At 40.8% G+C, this 17,472-nt stretch carries 15 protein-coding genes; 6 read left to right on the forward strand and 9 right to left on the reverse strand.

Annotation, left to right across the window (positions count from 1 at the left end; translation table 11 throughout):
• Position 1: 1 nt before the first annotated feature.
• Both VR862_RS08410 and VR862_RS08415 read left to right on the forward strand, forming a co-directional pair.
• Entirely contained in the window at positions 2 to 3,103 is a 3,102-nt protein-coding gene (locus VR862_RS08410) for a type I restriction endonuclease subunit R (protein WP_324720515.1), read from the forward strand.
• Positions 3,104 to 3,116: 13 nt separating this feature from the next.
• Positions 3,117 to 3,962: a phospholipase D family protein gene (locus VR862_RS08415; RefSeq protein ID WP_324720516.1), complete on the forward strand. Its 846-nt coding sequence runs from the start codon at positions 3,117 to 3,119 to the stop codon at positions 3,960 to 3,962.
• A 106-nt stretch (positions 3,963 to 4,068) separates the two neighbouring features.
• Here VR862_RS08415 and VR862_RS08420 read toward each other — a convergent pair whose 3' ends face one another.
• The 6 genes from VR862_RS08420 to VR862_RS08445 form a co-directional block, all read right to left on the reverse strand.
• Positions 4,069 to 4,857 carry an EcsC family protein gene (locus VR862_RS08420; RefSeq protein ID WP_324720517.1) on the reverse strand — a complete coding sequence of 263 codons (789 nt, stop codon included), beginning with the start codon at positions 4,855 to 4,857 and terminating at the stop codon, positions 4,069 to 4,071.
• Positions 4,858 to 4,933: 76 nt separating this feature from the next.
• A complete protein-coding gene (locus VR862_RS08425; RefSeq protein ID WP_324720518.1) occupies positions 4,934 to 5,086 on the reverse strand; it encodes a hypothetical protein in 153 nt (50 codons plus the stop codon).
• A 237-nt stretch (positions 5,087 to 5,323) separates the two neighbouring features.
• The gene (locus VR862_RS08430; protein WP_324720519.1) at positions 5,324 to 5,659 is read right to left on the reverse strand and encodes a cyclic-phosphate processing receiver domain-containing protein; all 336 of its coding nucleotides are present in this window, start codon (positions 5,657 to 5,659) and stop codon (positions 5,324 to 5,326) included.
• A 38-nt stretch (positions 5,660 to 5,697) separates the two neighbouring features.
• Complete coding sequence (locus VR862_RS08435) at positions 5,698 to 6,762, reverse strand: AAA family ATPase (RefSeq protein WP_324720520.1); 1,065 nt, start codon at positions 6,760 to 6,762, stop codon at positions 5,698 to 5,700.
• Positions 6,763 to 6,921: 159 nt separating this feature from the next.
• Complete coding sequence (locus VR862_RS08440; RefSeq protein WP_324720521.1) at positions 6,922 to 7,812, reverse strand: helix-turn-helix transcriptional regulator; 891 nt, start codon at positions 7,810 to 7,812, stop codon at positions 6,922 to 6,924.
• 5 nt (positions 7,813 to 7,817) lie between these two features.
• Positions 7,818 to 8,312 (reverse strand): YqiA/YcfP family alpha/beta fold hydrolase, encoded by a 495-nt coding sequence (locus VR862_RS08445; RefSeq protein WP_324720522.1) that lies wholly within the window; start codon positions 8,310 to 8,312, stop codon positions 7,818 to 7,820.
• A gap of 398 nt (positions 8,313 to 8,710) precedes the next feature.
• Here VR862_RS08445 and VR862_RS08450 point away from each other — a divergent pair, with 398 nt between their 5' ends.
• The gene (locus VR862_RS08450; protein WP_324720523.1) at positions 8,711 to 9,313 is read left to right on the forward strand and encodes an REP-associated tyrosine transposase; all 603 of its coding nucleotides are present in this window, start codon (positions 8,711 to 8,713) and stop codon (positions 9,311 to 9,313) included.
• A gap of 110 nt (positions 9,314 to 9,423) precedes the next feature.
• Here the strand turns inward: VR862_RS08450 and VR862_RS08455 are convergent, their stop codons facing one another.
• The 3 genes from VR862_RS08455 to VR862_RS08465 all read right to left on the reverse strand — a co-directional run bounded on the left by VR862_RS08455 (position 9,424) and on the right by VR862_RS08465 (position 12,351).
• Positions 9,424 to 10,539 carry a DUF2914 domain-containing protein gene (locus VR862_RS08455; protein WP_324720524.1) on the reverse strand — a complete coding sequence of 372 codons (1,116 nt, stop codon included), beginning with the start codon at positions 10,537 to 10,539 and terminating at the stop codon, positions 9,424 to 9,426.
• Between the two features lie 418 nt (positions 10,540 to 10,957).
• Entirely contained in the window at positions 10,958 to 11,800 is an 843-nt protein-coding gene (locus tag VR862_RS08460; RefSeq protein WP_324720525.1) for a hypothetical protein, read from the reverse strand.
• A 344-nt stretch (positions 11,801 to 12,144) separates the two neighbouring features.
• The gene (locus VR862_RS08465; protein WP_324720526.1) at positions 12,145 to 12,351 is read right to left on the reverse strand and encodes a hypothetical protein; all 207 of its coding nucleotides are present in this window, start codon (positions 12,349 to 12,351) and stop codon (positions 12,145 to 12,147) included.
• A gap of 374 nt (positions 12,352 to 12,725) precedes the next feature.
• On the opposite strand from VR862_RS08465, the gene VR862_RS08470 reads away from it, so the two are divergent.
• The 3 genes from VR862_RS08470 to VR862_RS08480 are packed head-to-tail and all read left to right on the forward strand — an operon-like array spanning position 12,726 to position 17,352.
• A complete protein-coding gene (locus tag VR862_RS08470; protein ID WP_324720527.1) occupies positions 12,726 to 13,370 on the forward strand; it encodes an FG-GAP repeat domain-containing protein in 645 nt (214 codons plus the stop codon).
• A gap of 15 nt (positions 13,371 to 13,385) precedes the next feature.
• A complete protein-coding gene (locus tag VR862_RS08475) occupies positions 13,386 to 15,983 on the forward strand; it encodes a VCBS repeat-containing protein (RefSeq protein ID WP_324720528.1) in 2,598 nt (865 codons plus the stop codon).
• The gene (locus VR862_RS08480) at positions 15,973 to 17,352 is read left to right on the forward strand and encodes a vanadium-dependent haloperoxidase (protein WP_324720529.1); all 1,380 of its coding nucleotides are present in this window, start codon (positions 15,973 to 15,975) and stop codon (positions 17,350 to 17,352) included. Before VR862_RS08475 ends, VR862_RS08480 begins: the two co-directional genes overlap by 11 nt.
• Positions 17,353 to 17,472 lie beyond the last annotated feature (120 nt).

Genomic DNA, 17,472 nt, shown 5'->3' on the forward strand with positions numbered 1-17,472 from the left:
TATGCCAACCCAAACCAACGAACAAGCATTAGAAGCCGCCATTCAGGAAAAGCTTTCCGGCTTAACTCTTGAGGGGATCAAAGAGAAAGATCCTGCCGCCAATGTCGCGGAGGAGTCGGAGCAATACAGATCCGGTAATGGCTACTATATTGGAGATCCCGGTGACTTTAATGCTCGTTACGCGGTTGACACCAGAAGGTTCTGGAACTTTTTGCAAGAAACCCAGAATGAGGAACTGAAAAAGCTGCAAAGGCACGGCGACTGGAAATTAAAGATCCTGGAACGCCTGGACAGGCTCATTAAGAAATACGGTTTACTGCGGCTGCTAAAAAAAGGGCTGGATGTAGATGATGCGCATTTCACGCTGTTCTATCAGCCGCCACTGGCCAGTAGCAGTCCGCGGGTAAAAAGGCTTTTCGAAAGCAATGAATTCAGCGCTACAAGACAACTGAGATATTCTTTGGAAAATCCGCGGGAGGAGATCGACATGGTGCTCTTCATTAACGGACTTCCCATCGCTACCCTGGAACTAAAAAATCACTGGACCGGTCAAAATGCTAAGGTTCATGGGCAGAACCAATACAAATTCAAAAGAGATCCAAAGCAGCCGCTGTTGAATTTTGGGCGTTGTCTGGTTCACTTCACTGCCGATACCGATGAAGTGTATATGACCACCAAACTCAGTGGCAAAAGCACTTACTTCCTGCCCTTCAACAAAGGCAATAACCACGGCAAAGGGAATCCGCCAAACCCATTCGGTCATAAAACCGCATACTTATGGGAAGAGGTACTTACAAGACACAGTCTGGCTAACATTATTCAACATTTTGTAAGGTTGGATGGAAAAGCAAAAGATCCGCTTAACAAACGAACCTTATTCTTTCCTCGTTACCACCAAATGGACGTGGTGCGAAAGATCGTGAACCACGCTTCGCAAAATGGTGTGGGACACAAGTATTTGATCCAGCATTCCGCAGGATCGGGAAAATCGAATTCCATCACCTGGGCGGCTTTTCAGCTGATAGAAACTTATCCGGAGAAAGAAGGAATTCCGGGAAGCAAAAGCGTGGAGCAGCCATTGTTTGATTCGGTCATAGTAGTGACAGACCGGCGCCTGCTCGACAAACAGATTCGGGAGAACATCAAGGAATTTTCCGAAGTAAAAAATATAGTCGCCCCCGCCTACTCTTCCAAAGAATTGCGGGAAAGCCTGGAAAGCGGGAAAAAAGTGATCATTACCACCATTCAGAAATTTCCATTCATAGTAGACGGTATCGCAGATCTTGCCGATAAACGTTTTGCTGTGATCATCGATGAAGCCCACAGTTCCCAAAGCGGCTCGGCCCACGACAACATGAACCGGGCCATGGGACAGCAACAGGAAGAGGAGGAAGAAGATGCGCAGGACAGAATCCTCAAGGCGATGCAGTCGCGTAAGATGCGGGGCAATGCTTCTTATATGGCTTTTACCGCCACGCCTAAGAACACCACTCTTGAGAAGTTCGGAGTAAAACAAGAAGATGGTTCCTATAAACCGTTCCACCTATATTCGATGAAGCAGGCTATAGAGGAAGGTTTTATCCTGGACGTGCTGGCGAATTACACCACCTACAAAAGCTATTACGAGCTGGAAAAATCCATTGAGGAAAATCCCCTTTTTGACACCGCTAAAGCGCAGAAGAAATTGAAGGCTTATGTAGAAAAGGACCAGCGCACGATCAATACTAAGGCCGAGATCATGATCGATCATTTTATTCCTAATATCTACAACACCAAAAAATTGAAGGGGAAAGCCAAGGGAATGGTGGTGACTCAGAGCATTGAATCGGCCATCCGCTACTACAAAGCCATTAAAAGGATCCTGAAAGACAAAGGAGAACCTTTTGGCGTACTGGTCGCCTTTTCGGGAAAGAAAACAGTAGACCGAATAGAATATACCGAGGAAACCATCAATAACCTGCCCTCACACCTGGACACTGCAAAAAGTTCAGATCCGGGGTACATCAGCGACAAACTCGCCCGATATTTTGATATGCCCGAATACAAGCTCCTCGTGGTAGCCAATAAATATCTCACTGGATTCGATCAGCCAAAGTTGACGGCGATGTATGTAGACAAAAAGCTGCAGGGCGTATTGGCCGTTCAGGCATTGAGCAGATTGAACAGAAGCGCCAATTCTTTAGGCAAGAAAACCGAGGATCTTTTTATCCTGGACTTCTTCAACAGCACCGATGATATCAAGAATTCTTTTGATCCTTTCTACACTGCCACCTCTCTCAGTCAGGCAACCGATATTAATATCCTGCACGAATTAAGAGATGCTTTAGGGGACACAGGAGTTTATGAATGGAGCGAGGCGCTTGATTTCACCACCAAATATTTGAACAAAGTAGATGCCCAGGAGCTGAGTTATATTATTGACGTTCCGGCAGAACGTTTCAATGAAGGTCTGGGTCTGGAAGATGACGAAAAAGCCGATTTCAAGATCAAAGCAAAACAATTCGTAAAGATCTACGGCCAGGTGGCTTCAATTATGCCTTATGAGGTAATGGATTGGGAGATCCTGTTCTGGTTCCTCAAATTTCTGATCCCAAAACTGGTGGTAAAAGATCCCGAAGCCGATAAGCTGGACGAACTTTTAGAATCGGTAGATCTTTCCACCTATGGTCTGGAGCGGGTAAAACTGAATGAGAAGATCGGTCTGGACGATTCAGAAACTGAGGTAGATCCCCAGAACCCTAATCCCCGTGGCGCCCATGGTCCGGAAAAAGAAGAAGATCCGCTGGAGCTGATCATCAAAAGCTTCAACGAAAGATGGTTTCAGGGTTGGGAAGCCACCCCTGATGAACAACGGGTAAAATTTGTGCAGTTAAGCAAACACATCCAGGCCCACCCCGACTTTCAAACCAAAGTCGCCGATAACCGTGATCAGCAAAATAGTGACCTCGCTTTGCGAAAGATCCTTGACGATGTAATGAGAAAACAACGTAAAAACGAACTCGACCTATACCGCCTCTTCGCCAAAGACGAAGCTTTTAATCAGGCCTTCTTTGACACGATGAAAAGGATGGTGAGTATCGGGGAGAATAGGAATCAATTGTAATCAACATATAGCCATGGCAAAATTTTTAAAGGGTAATCTACTAAACGCAGCTGTTGAAGAGATTTTCGACAATTGTGACCGGCAGCTAATTATTGTCTCCCCATTTATTAAACTTCATAATCGGTTTATTAATTCTTTAAAACCTAAAAAGGAAAATGATAAGCTTCATATTCAAATCCTCTTCGGCAAAAATGAAAAGGATATTTCTAAGAGCTTTAATTTGGAGGATTTTGAATTTCTAAAAGATTTTCCAAACATTGAGATAAGATATAATGAACATCTTCATGCGAAATATTATTCTAATGATTCTAAAGCTATACTCAGCTCAATGAATCTTTATGATTACTCACAGAATAACAATATCGAATTTGGAATCTTAACTAACGCATCTATAATAGATAATCTTGCGGGGCAGTTGACCAGTGACAACTTAGACAATAATGCTTTAGAATACTTTCAACAGGTAATAAAAGACAGTGATCTCTTGTATGAGCGAAAGCCACAGTACAATTCAAAATTTGCAGGCCTTCATAAAGTCTACACGCAGTCCGAAGTAACAGTAGATAAACTGTCTGCCCTCTTAGATTCGCCAACAACTAAAGCTAAAAAGCCAAAATTTACCCAAACCACTACAAGTTCTAAAGATGAAAAAGTGGTAGGATACTGTATTAGAACAGGCGAAGAAATTGAATTTAATCCGGAAAGGCCTATGTCAAACAAGGCATTTCAAATGTGGAGCAAATACGGAGATAAAGATTACCAGGAAAAATATTGTCATTATTCTGGCGAACCTTCGAATGGAGAAACGACCTTCGCTAAACCTATTTTGAGGAAGAATTGGAAGAAAGCGATGAAATGAAATTGTAAAGGCGCTTAAACGATTTGAAAAATTAAAATATTTGAGTCTTTAACACTTAAAAGTATAAAGCACAACCCACCAGTGTGGTTTGTGCTTTATATTTAATTTAATTGAGGGATATTGAAATATACTGTTCTTGAATAAATTCCGGGTTATATCTTTTTTCAAGTTTTTTCACTATAAAATGACCTCTTGCCATGTCCTGAAAATGGTCTATAAAAAGTAAGTTTAGGGAAGCCCCGGCTGCTGCTCCAATCACAGGTATTGCCTGGGCTGCTGCCTTTTCCGTAACTTGTATACCAAATCTACTCGAAATAGTCGTAAAAAATTTGACTAGAGCTGGAGCTCCTTCCTTACCTAATCCGTTTGTGGCAATATGTTCTGCCGCCATAGTAATTTGTTGAGTAAGTAAGGCTCTTGTTACATAATAACCACTCTCAGTGCCGTCATCTTTTTCAGATTTTCCCCCTAAAGCTAAAACTTCTACACAGGCTAATTTTGTTTCAGCATCATTTAGATTGTGATTTTCAGATCGTGCAATATCTGCTATTGATCGCATCATAATAGTTGTTGAAACTGGTAATTCAAGTGCCAAGCCTGCAAAACCAAAAAATCCTCCAGCACCTCCAGATATTGCTACGGTAGCTTTATGCCATATATTGGATGATTTTTCGCCGGGATTGTTTTTCATGGTAAATAATGCCGCATCAGCTGATTTTGTAATGGCTTGATGTGTTAGCTTTACAATTTTACCATTCCAATCCTTTGGAAGCAGCTCCATACCTTTCTCTAGAGGCATGCCTATATAATTAGTAATCTTGGCAGCTAAACCGGGGTTTTCTAACAATTCCTTGGCTTGCTTTAATTCTTTAAGTTCCGAATCTTTTAAATTCATTTGATCATATGGATTAAGTGAAATATTTTATTTTTTTCTAATAAAACTTCTAAGACTATATTTGATGAATAAGTTGCTATCCATTGTAATAAGGACTATCAGGATCATTCATAATATCTCGGGTTGAAGGATCATCTCTAAGATCATCTTCAGAAATACCTCTGTCGTACATATCATCTATACTTTCATCATTGTCTGATTCGTACATTTCATACTTGTAATTTTCCATAAAATTAATGTTATAGGTTAGTGGTTCAATTTTTAAAGAGATGGATTCCTCCTTAGCTGATTCTGCAACCAAGTAAGTACATCCATTTATTTTCTTTCATTATAATTCTTCTAAAACTAAATTTTTTGTTAAAGCAATGAACTGCGGATTAGTAAACGTATGGCATTGGAAAGTTATCGTAAGAAATATCCTTCAGGAAGAGAAAAAATTTCTCCTTCGTCGAAATGATCAAGAACTTTAGCTATTCTTAATAAAAATAATATAGTTGTTCAATAAGCCTCTAATCTGCTCCGCCGCCACCGGATTTGCGGAGTGAACTTTAAATTCCAGGTTTTTCAGGTTGAATCCTGATTCGTAAACCAGCCATTTGGCAGCGGCATAACCATCAGGAGCTACTTCTCCCCTCTCGTCCAGCCCCAGGTCATTGTCAAAGCTGATGAAATCTGGCAGACCATTTTCTCGAATATATTCGATAAATTCAGCATAGCTTCTCACTATGTCATATTCTGATGCTCCAGGTTCAGCATAGATCATCTCGGGAGACCGCAGGTCGTCCAGGAACAGCTTTGCCATAATAGCTTATTATACACTATACATTATACATTATACAATTATTTAAACCCCACCGCCCTGCGCACCGGACTCTTATACTGCTCCTCCTCGCTGATGTTATAGATCTCTGCCAGAGTCATTTCTTCATCACTTGAAAAGTTGGAGTTCTGTTCCTTAAGGAGAACATTTGCTTTTTCGGGAACCAGGGCCTTAAATTCATAAGCCGATTTCAGTCTTCCTTTTCGTTTAAGAGCCGGATCTATGTTTTGAACATCAGTATTAAAAGTTGCAATGATCTGTATGCCTAGAGATTCTCCTAAAATACCATCTGTGATATTGAGGATCATCGCGAGGTTAGAATTGCGCTGCTGGTCCCGCGAGACGATGAGCTCTTCGGCATCCTCTATAACCAAAATACAGTTAGCATTATCCATTAAGTATCTGGTCATGGCAATATTATCCAGGTTCTGTGCCATTTGTCCGGGCAGGAACACGATCTCTTTTTTTACCAGTCCACACAGATACCTAATGTAGGTGCTTTTTCCGGTACCCGGTTTTCCGTAGAGCAGATGAAGTCCGCTTTTGTCTTTCTCCTGCAGGATCTCCAGGATCTTCTCATGAAAGACAGGGAAATCGTCATTGTAGCAATTCTTTAGGTCAAGTTCTGGTTTGGTAAAATTGATCTTTTTATTGTCCAGTCCGTGAGGCTGCATGATGATTAAGTTAATATATGCTTTGTCCGGTTTTTCTATTTTAAACTCTTTCGTAAAGCTGATGATCTCCCTTACCAGCGAGAAGTATTCATCTGAGAAATAGACAGTGACCTCATCTTTTTCCTTGTGCAGCAGGATTTCGTTCGTAAGCACATAGGTGAAGTCGTTTTGCCAGGCCGCCCTCCCATCATATTTGTCATAGTGATAGCCGAGTAAACAATCTTGAAATTTATCAGCAAATTGCTGATGAAATTCCTTCATATCAATATCACTGAAGGTAAAGCTGCTCGGAATTTTTCTATAGTAAGCCAGGTAAAGGTTTTCTTTATTGTAAGAGCCCCACCTGTCAATAATATATTTCAGATCAAATTCTGGTAAAAATTTAGGTTCCGTCTTTTCTCCGTAGTTCATGATTATTTGGTTGGTTATTTATATGGAAGTAAAATTCCGCCCCGGCTTTCTTCTGCGTTACCCTACATTCCGAAGAATAGTCACCGAAGCGGATTGAATTATTTATTTAATAATTCGAAAATGAAGGAAGAAAGCGTCAATTGGCGACGCCTCAAAAAATTATTTATAGCTGTTTAGAGCTTTCTGTAATTGTGCTTTAATGGTTTTTTTTAAACTTTCCGGCTCCAATACCTTGACCTGATCGCCATAGGAAAGCAATTCCATCCTAAAATCGTACGTAGGCCGGATAAAATAGCTGAACCTAATTTCGTCTTCATTCCTAAGGACCAGTTCCTGGCTGTGATGCAGCGGAAGGGATTCTACGTAGCGTCCTTCCCGGGGTGTAAAGGAAAGCACCACTTTTACCGGTTCCTCATCTGTACCATTGATGATCCCGAAACTGTCCTTAAATTCTTTGTGAACATTGTACGGTACAGGAGTAAATTTCGATGGAGTTATCGTGAGACCTTTAATTCTGTCCAAAGCGAAATTTTTAATCGTCTCTTCATCCACTGCAATTAAATACCAGCGATTTCTGGCTTCCTTTAAGGCAATGGGTTTTACAGTACGACTGCTTAAAGATTCATCCCAAAACTTATAATAGCTAAAACTTACTTTCAGATGGTTCTGAATGGCATGAAGCAGTCCGGCCATATGCTCTGTCCCCAAAGATTTACGCTTCTCAAAAATGAGATGATTGCCAAGGCTTTTTGAGAGACGGATGGCATTCAGAATTTCAAAATTTTCTCGTAATCGCTGGGAGTGGTCGTCTTCATAATCTTCCAGGATTTCATACCGGTTGTGACTGCGGTCGGACCTGATTATAATTCCGTAAATAGATTCAATATCCTGAAGATCCCTCTGAAAGGTTCTTTGGGATGTCAGGAGATTCTCTTCAATAGAATCAGGATCATTGGACATTTCGTCCTGCAATTCTTCAAAACTCATAGGGCGTGTCCTGAGCAATGAAATGATCTTAAAGTGGCGTTTGATGGTTTGGCGTACAGACATAGTGGTTAATAACAAAGTTTAGAAAAGAAGATCTTTACCTGCTCCTCAAAAAGATCAGGCGGAATGCGATGTCCCAAAAATGGATCAATTTTAACTTCCAGTTCATGATCGGACAAATATTTTCCAAGGCAGGTTAGAGTTTCTTTAGGATCTACTGTTTCATCCTTTGCTCCCAACAGAACTTGCTTGAAAGCATTTCCCCTGATAAATTTTGGCTGCGGAAGCGTTGGGTTCTTTGGATGCTTGGCTAAAGGCGGATTAAACAGAAGAGCAGGCCGTCCTATCCAACTGGAAATGATGAAAGCATTTAATGCGCCCATGCTGCTGCCTATGATGACATTGATTTCGGTTTCGGGATATTGCTGAAGAATAGCTACCGGCTGCACGTGCTCAGCTCTATAATCAATGTCCGGGGCTAACACTTCTCCGTACTGCTCTAAAATTTCCCGTTTCTCACTGCTTAAATTGCTCCTGAGTCCGTGCAGGTAAAGTATTTTCATAATTGTTTCTCGTGGTTAGTGATATAAAGAAACAAAGAACATGCGACAAAATATGTCGCATTATAAAATTACTAAAACTGATCCTCATGAAACTAAAATAAATTTCAGAACCGTCAGTTCGAGTATCCCGATGGCTATCGGGATGTATCGAGAACCGGTTTTGAAATTCATCGCTGTAGAAACCCTTCCGAAAACTAAAATAGGTATTAAAAATAGTAGTGAGAAAACAGTCTTTAAAACGATCTCTTTACCATTACTCCGCTGCGTGAGGTCTCCTGACCTCGCGCCTTCTACAACATTGAAAAAAACATAAAAGTGCTTGAAGTCTCCGGACTTCATCGCCACAAAGTATTGATCCACAATTAACTATTCCTTAATTTTGAAGCGATTCTAAGGCCATGAAAGAAGGTTATACCATAAAAGATCAAAGCAGAGCACATTTTGTCACAGCCACAGTTGTCGACTGGGTGGACATCTTCAGCAGACAGGCCAACAGAGATTGTATAATAGATAGTCTTTCTTATTGCGTCAAAAACAAAGGGATGATCCTGTTTGGATATGTAATAATGACTAACCACATTCACCTTATTGTCCAATCTGAAAGTGGTGCACTTTCAGACCTAATACGGGATTTTAAAAAGTTTACCGCTACAGCGATTCTTGATAAGCTTCAGAACCTTCCGGAAAGCCGAAGGGAATGGATTCTGGAAAGGTTTCATAAGGCTACCTTCAGTCATAACAGAAATAAGAATTACCAGGTTTGGCAATCTGGAAATCATGCTGAAGAAATCTACAGTGAAAAATTTTTGTGGTCAAAACTGGATTACATTCATCTCAATCCCGTTCGCGCAGGGATAGTGGCAAAGGCTTCAGATTTTATTTATTCCAGTGCATCGAACTACGTCAACGGAAGTGGGGTTTTGAAAGAAGTGACTTTAGCCGACAATCCTGTTGTTGATGTGCTAAAGGGTTGGAATCTTGCCAAGTATAATTTGTACTAGAAAGTTGATCTGTGGCAACGTCAGGAGACGTTGAGAAAAGCAATTTTTTAAAGGCAATAGGAAAGCTCAAAGTCAGGAGACTTTGCGCAGCAGGAAAATGAAAACAATCTTTAAAGTGATTTCTGTACTATTCCTTCTTCATGAGGTTCAGAAGTATTTTTAATCTCAAAATCCACCACCCCAAGTATTAGCTCCTCTTCTGTAATTACTTCCACTTTCCATTGGCCTTCCTTAAGGTTCTTTTTATGGGTATATCCACGGAAACCCAGATCACGCCCCCCGGTAACTTTAAAGCCGATATCATCGGTCACTTCCCATTTTTCGGTTTCAGGATTATACCATTTCCACCTGTGAAAAACAGCCTTTTTTAGATCTGTAGGAGCAAAAACAGAAGTGAATACATAAACTCTTTGACCTGGCTGGCGATGAAGATTTATGTCATATTTACGCCAGAATACATACCATGGGCTCTTCTCGTAAGTAACAATGTATTGGTTGTTTTCCTTTCGCACCTCATGAGCCACCAACCCGGTATCCAGTGCCAGCGGCACCGGTGGTATAAAATTGAAAGCGTAAAAAACATTGATCGTTAAATAAATAGAAAGGATAAGCGCGAACAGTTTTTTAGGGCTTACCTCAGCTCTTGTGCCAGGGCTTGACTTGTAAATAAACTTGATGAGTGCCAGCGTACTCCCCAAACTCACAAGCCCCGAAATGATAAAAATAAAGGTGTTCATTTCCCTGATCAGCGTGGGGATCATAAAGGCAAAAAAGGTAAAACTGATAAAAAAATAAATACTGAACTGAAGGTATTTATTGGAGATCTTCTTTTTCAGAAACTCGTTTGCAAATAAGAGCAGCACCAGCAGTATGAAGAAAAACATAGTTTTTGACAGGGACACACTTCTGAAAAAATAGATGACAAAAGCACTTGAAAGTGCCCCAAAGAAGAATTGTATGAGCAGCGGAAAATATTCGGAATAACGTTTTATAAAAGTACCTTCCCATTTGTCTTCATCCACTGTATTGTACAAATAAAGCGTTATGGATAATAATGTCATATGCGAGCAAAGTACCACCGTATCATAAACCCGATCTATTCGTCCTAAGGTTAACGTATCAAAGATAAAACCGCCCATAAAAAAAAGAATGGGAGCATATTTTTGATTGCGGAGAACAAACCTTCCAAAAGCAGTGTTGTTATATCTTTCTAAAACTCTTCTCATATTATTTTGAGTCGTCCAAATTTAAAGGAAAAACTTCATCCGAATTGCTTTGACTTTAAGGCCGGAGAGCTTAGGATAAAAAGCGGAATCAGGATCTTATGAAATATTTGAGCGAAAGGAAATTTTTCCGTGTTAATAACATTTTTGACCTTCCTCTCATCAGCTGAGTGATCTAGATAGTTCGAGCCTGCCTCCGGCAGACAGGTGCTTCATCAATGCAGAAGCCTGATTCTCCTCCCGTCAGTTCGAGTGAATCTTGACCTGCGGTGGCAGGGACAGATTTGTATCGAGAACGACGGCAGTTTATTCAAATTTTAAGGCCAAAAAAGAAGAACACTTTTATCTGTTCCGGCTCCGGGATTTGAAGGAGTTTTAGCTATGACTTTATCCCTGATAAGCTAATAAGAATTATCAGCTGCTATTCGAGAGAAAAGAGCTTATCGAAAAATGCTGTTTTCCGGATATCTACCGGCCCCACGATTTCCTCTTTATCGACATCTACAAATCCCATAAACCTGAAGTAGCGCTCAAAAGTCCGTAGCGAGTAACATCTAAAAGAAGAATCCTGCTCTTCCTGAAGCTGCGGAAAAGCTTTAAAATATTTTTCAGCATAGAAGTAAGATGATCTTTTGGTACTGCCATATTTTTTAATCAGGAACAGACTGAAGGCAGGAAAAACCTGTCCTATGTCTTCAGATTCATGTCCGTCGAAATAACCCCAATTGAACTTATAGAAAAGAACAGTGAGTATTTCCCTGAGGATGGAATTCCCGTCATCTGCAGTTTTTTCTCCTTTTTTGGTCAGGCTAAGTTTTCCATTCTTCTTTCTGGCCAGGCTTGAAATTTCCAGCAGGATACGGGTGATACTTATTTCTGCGGCATCGCTTTCTTTAGATAATTTAGTGAGGCCGTCTTCAATCCACCGGTTCTTAAGACATCCCAATCCGTAGATTTCCTTGACAACTTTGGTTGGTAAAGCTCCGGTTTTAGTAAGTTTCAACTCCTTTCCTCCTTTCATCTTATCCATAAGGAACCGGATCTGAACGAGCAATGCACAGCTTTGAAGTTCCTCCTCTGGAAGTTCCTTTAGAACCAGTGGACTTTCATCATTAGGAAAATTTTCCAGCTGACCCATTTGTACAGGCGTCAAACCTTCAAAAGCATCTATGGGGGCATTATTGTGAGCGTTTGTTCTTTTTTCCAGTTCCTCATTGAGGTCGTCCAGATTATCAAAGCCATTCAAATCGTCAAAATTAATCATATAGAAGAGATATTTAAACCCAAAAATAATAATTGATCAACGAGAATTGGGTAGTGAAAAGTGGAAAAATCTTTCCCATCTAGCGCCCAATCCTTTTTAGAAAGGCAGGTATTGAACCGCAGCGAATGAAATTCATAATTCTGCAATTCTTCGCCTGAAAACTTAGTAGCTGGACCTTCCCGGCGCGGACAGGTTTGCAGGATAAGGTGGCGGGATTGATAACTAGAAGTAAAAGAAGAAAACTACAGGAAAAGCAACAGCAATTACTAAGGCAAGTTGTTTTGGTGAAGTGCCTATAAAAAAATTCAAGTAGATTACTAGAAATTGGAAACCTGTGACCGGTTCTAAAGTCCCGGAATGTCTTTCATCTTTCCGTTTTCCTGTTTCCCGAGAACGACAACCTCTTTATTTTCCTTGTATTCATCAATGGCCATAAGAAGCTGGCTCTTGGTGTCTCTCCGGATCTTTATACCCGATTTCTGATTTTTATTCTTCACCTCAATATAATAGCCATCTCTCAGGTCTTTTGGTTTTGTGGAAGGTCGTCCCATAACAGATCTATTGTAAAATTTTACTTAGCAAACCAAAAACATGTGCAATCATTGTACCAGAATTTGAGCAATAAAAGCAATGAATTAAAATGCCCGGGCTAATTGGAAAACAAATTTCAAAAGTATGGATACAAAAGGTTCCCTGCCGAAGTATCACCATTCATATCTACCTCATAAAATGCTTGTCTTTTTCCTGCTGTTGTGAGCGCAAAGACTCTTCTTTTGGAAAAAGGTTTAATGTTAATTTTATAAGAGGTAGGTTTTATTTAAAAGGAATTTATAGATTAGCGTTAACTTTTTGTTAATGATCATGTAAAGTCAGTTTAATCTTACCTGTGTAAAAGCAGAAAAAAATTGCAGTAGCTCAAGCCCTAATGAGACTTCTTATTCCCTTTTTTGCCCTTGGCCTTGTCGCAACCTCTTGTACCAGCAGCAAGAGTGAAGAAAGAGACCCCAAACCTAACGATTACTTGCTGGCGCCAATAACTCCGGACTCTTCAAACGTTCATTTCACCAATACCATAAATGAAGATCCCGAACATTCCATTATAAATTACATCTACTACTACAATGGTGCAGGAGTAGCTGCCGGGGATGTAAATAATGACGGTTTACCCGATCTTTATTTTGTTGGAAATTCCACTCCCAATAAACTATACCTCAACAAAGGCAACTTTAAATTCGAGGATGTTTCAGCAAAAGCCAACATAGGCGGAAAAGCCAGCTGGCAAACTGGTGCAACCATGGTGGATATCAATAAGGATGGATGGCTTGATATTTATGTTTCTGCAGTTTCAGGTCTTCTTGATTTTACGGGGCATAACGAGTTATACATTAATAATCAAGACGGGACTTTTACTGAAGCATCTAAAAATTTCGGCCTGGACATTGAATCCTACGCAACTCAGGCTTATTTTTTTGATTACGATATGGATGACGATCTTGATGTCTACATTGTTAATCACTCCGTTCACACCACCTACTCTTACGGCCCTGCCGAGACAAGGAAAAATAGATAGCCCCTTGTAGGAGATTTGCTTTTAAAGAACAACGAAGGCCAGTTTGAAGACGTAAGTGAAATTGCAAACATTTATGGAGGAGCCAACAACTATGGCCTCAGTGCGAGCTTAGCCGACTTCAACAATGATGGTTATACAGATATTTATGTCTGTAATGATTTTCATGAGAATGATTACTACTACATCAATAACCGGGATGGAACATTCTCAGAAAAAATAGATGAAGCTTTTAGCATAATCAGCAACTTTTCAATGGGTAGCGATGCTGCGGATATTAATGCTGACGGGTTACCGGATATAATTACCCTTGATATGCTTCCCAAAGATGAACGTGTCCTCAAGGAAACTGAAGGTGATGATGCCATGTATTACATCCAGCAAAGGCTAAGGAAACTCGGGTATAAAGACCAGTTTGCCAGGAATATGCTGCAGATCAATAACAACAACGGAAAACACTTCACAGAAAAAGCACTTTTGGATGGTGTAGCAGATACCGACTGGAGTTGGGCTGCCTTGTTTGCCGATTTTAATAATGATTCACATCAGGACCTTTTCATAACCAACGGTATCCTGCGACGCCCGAATAATCTGGATTTCAGGATGTACGTAGCTAATGCTTTTAAAGGAAGAAGTAAGGACGAAGGACTTACCTGGCTATACAAGTCCATTGACAGCATGCCCGGGGGTAAGGTGGCCAATAAAGTTTTTGAAGGCAACTCAGTTTCTTTTACCAATAGAACGGGCCAATGGATCACCGATGAACCCGGACTCTCCAATGGTGGTATTTATGTGGATCTCGATCAAGATGGCAATCTGGATCTGGTGGTAAACAATCTCAATGCACCTGCTTCCATATACAGGAACAGGAACAAAGCCCAAAACAACTTTCTCACTTTTAAATTAAAATACCTTCCCTCCAACATCGAAGGAATTGGTGCTACCGTCAAAGTATACTCGGGGAATGAAGTGCAAACAAGAAGTCTTTATAAATCCAGAGGATTTTTATCAGCCATTACAGGTGATCTTCATTTTGGGCTGGGACAGAATGATCAGGTCGATTCCACAATCGTGATATGGCCAAACCTAAAGAAACAGGTGATAAGGGAAATTCAATTGAATCAGAAGCATGAAATTACCTATCAGGAAAACCTCGCCACCTACGACTTCAAAAAAAATACAAAGATAAAACCGCTATTCACAAATTCTGAAGAGATTGTCTATTCCCATCGGGAAGACACTTACAACGACTTCCTGAATGAGAAGCTTATTCCTTATAAGGTTTCCACTGTAGGCCCTGCTGTGGCAGTTGGTGATGTAGATGGGAATGGTTTTAAGGATCTTTATATTGGAGCTGCTTCAGGCAAGGCTGCCACTTTTTATCTAAATTCCGGGAACGAACTCAATGCTCTGCCAATAGCTGCCTTTGCCAGAGACAGTATATACGAGGACAATACTGCAGCCTTTTTTGATGCAGATGGAGACGGGGATCTTGACCTTTATGTAGGCAGCGGAATCTGCAAAAACAGCAGCAGTAACTCGAGTGACAGGCTTTATATCTTCGAGAACAATGACTTTAAAATTTCAGGGGAAGCTATTCCCGGAAATGATCTTGTCACATCAGTTGTAAAAGCCAATGACTTTGACCTGGATGGGGACATGGACCTGTTCATAGGTAACCTAACAGCAGCTCAACAATTTGGTTCTTCAGTAGACTCCTATATCCTGGTCAATAATGGTCGTGGAAAATTTTCAAAACTTGAAAACTTCAGCCTGAGAACCAAGGTCAACGACGCACTATGGAGAGATATTGATCTTGATGGCAAAGCTGACCTTATTGTAGCTACGGAATGGGATGCCCCGAAGATATTTATTAATTCTGAAACCGGATTTATTCCGCAGGACACTCCTTTAAACCTAAATGGCCTGTGGCAAAGTATAAGCGTGTTTGATATTGACAAGGATGGAGATGAGGATATCCTACTGGGGAACTGGGGAGAAAATTCCAAGTTTAACCCCACGCCCGAAGCTCCTTTACGAATGTACTACCTCGACTTTGACAAGAATGGAAAGACTGAAACGGTGCTTGCCTATAATAAAGGGGACTCTTATTATCCAATTCATTCAAAAGACGAATTGGCTTCCCAGCTCAATATCATCAAAAAACGGTATGTACGTCACGCCGACTACGCCCTTAAAACAATGGAGGAAATTTTTACTCCACATACGCTTGGGCAGGCACAATTGAACGAGGTACATGTTCTTTCTTCAGGCTATTTGGAGAATGAGAACGGCAAGTTCGGTCGTTTCATACGGTTCCCTTATCAACTTCAGCTGGCTCCCATCAACACCTTTAAAAAGATCAATATAGGCGGAGAAGAAGGAGTCCTGGCTGGCGGTAATACCTATAGAAGTAATAACTATCAAGGGACATATTCTGCTTTACAAGGCTACATGATCAAGAATATGAATGCTGTAATTCCCGTAAGTGATCTGGGAGTAGACTCTTTTAAACACGAAGTGAAAGCAATAGAGGAAGTAAATCTTCAAGACCAAAAGCTCCTGTTGATCATAAATAATGATGCTCCTTTAAAATCATACCGCTATGAAGATTAATGAATGCTCAAAATACCTTTTTTGGGGTCTCTCCATTTCAATTTTTACCGGTTGTCAACCAAAACAGGAGATTGAGATAACTCCAAATGATTACCATGCCGTGGTAGATAAAGTAACTGCTATAATGGTGAATGATATTTTTTCACCTCCTCAAGCCAGCAGGGTTTACGCCTATCCCAATATAGCAGCATATGAAGCACTGAACTCAACTTCTACTGAATATGTCTCACTTGCACCCCAATTAAATGATTTTGAGAAATTCTCTCCACCTGTTTTACCGGAACAGGGAACTAATTTGAAGCTTTCCGCCTTGATCGCATATCTGCAGGTCGCAGAGAAGCTGGTATTTTCAGAAGAAGAGATTCAAAAATACAGGGATAGTCTTTATGATGTTTGGTCAGAGCGTAACCCGCAAAGTCTAAAGAAGGCAAGGACCTATGCAGAGTCGGTGGCTTCAAATGTTCTTCAATGGATGGAAGCCGACAATTACCAGGAAACCCGCACCATGCCCGACTACGATTTCTTTGACGATGAGCCCCATCGTTGGCAGCCAACACCGCCGGCATATATGAAAGGCATAGAGCCGCATTGGAATAAAATAAGACCAATGGTAATGGATTCTGCTTCGCAATTCAAGCCTCTCCCGCCACCTGCATTTTCATTGGACAAGGACAGTGAATTCTACCGGCAGCTGGTAGAAGTATATAATATAAGCGAATCAATCAGGGCAAAGGAGAAGAACTCTCCCGAAATTGAGATCGCCAGGTTTTGGGACTGTAATCCATACGTTTCAATTACCAGAGGTCATTATATGTTTGCTGAAAAAAAGATCACCCCCGGAGCTCACTGGATGGGTATATGTAAAATAGCTGCCTTGCAATCTCAAGCCGATTTCGAATTAACGGTATACGCTTATACCAAGACCTCAATTGCTATTTTTGATGCCTTTATAAGTTGCTGGGACGAAAAATATCGTTCAAACCTTATAAGACCTGAAACCTTGATTGCAGAACATCTAGACAAAAATTGGAAACCGATCCTACAGACTCCTCCTTTCCCTGAATATACCAGCGGCCATTCTGTCGTATCAACCTCTGCAGCAAGAGCCTTAACTTCCATTTTTGGTGAGAATTTCGATTTTGAAGACATTACAGAAATTCCATATGGCCTTCCTGCCAGGAAATTTTCTTCTTTTAATGCCGCAGCTGAAGAGGCTGCTATGAGTCGGCTATATGGAGGCATACACTACAGAGCTGCCGTTGAAGAAGGAGCAGTACAGGGAGCAAATTTGGGCGACTACATAAATTCTACCCTAATTTTCTTGAGAAAACCGGCCGAAGCAGAAGAACTCCTTACAAGTACCCCTTAATCAGGCATGCCGAAAAAATTGATTTTCTCATTTTTCTCAGCTGCTTTTTAATGTCTCTCCTGTTCTTGCCTTGGTGATTTACGACTACTGAAGTCGTGCCAGATTTCTTTGCGGGTTTGA

This window comes from Salinimicrobium aquimaris, from assembly GCF_035607535.1.
Lineage (GTDB): Bacteria > Bacteroidota > Bacteroidia > Flavobacteriales > Flavobacteriaceae > Salinimicrobium.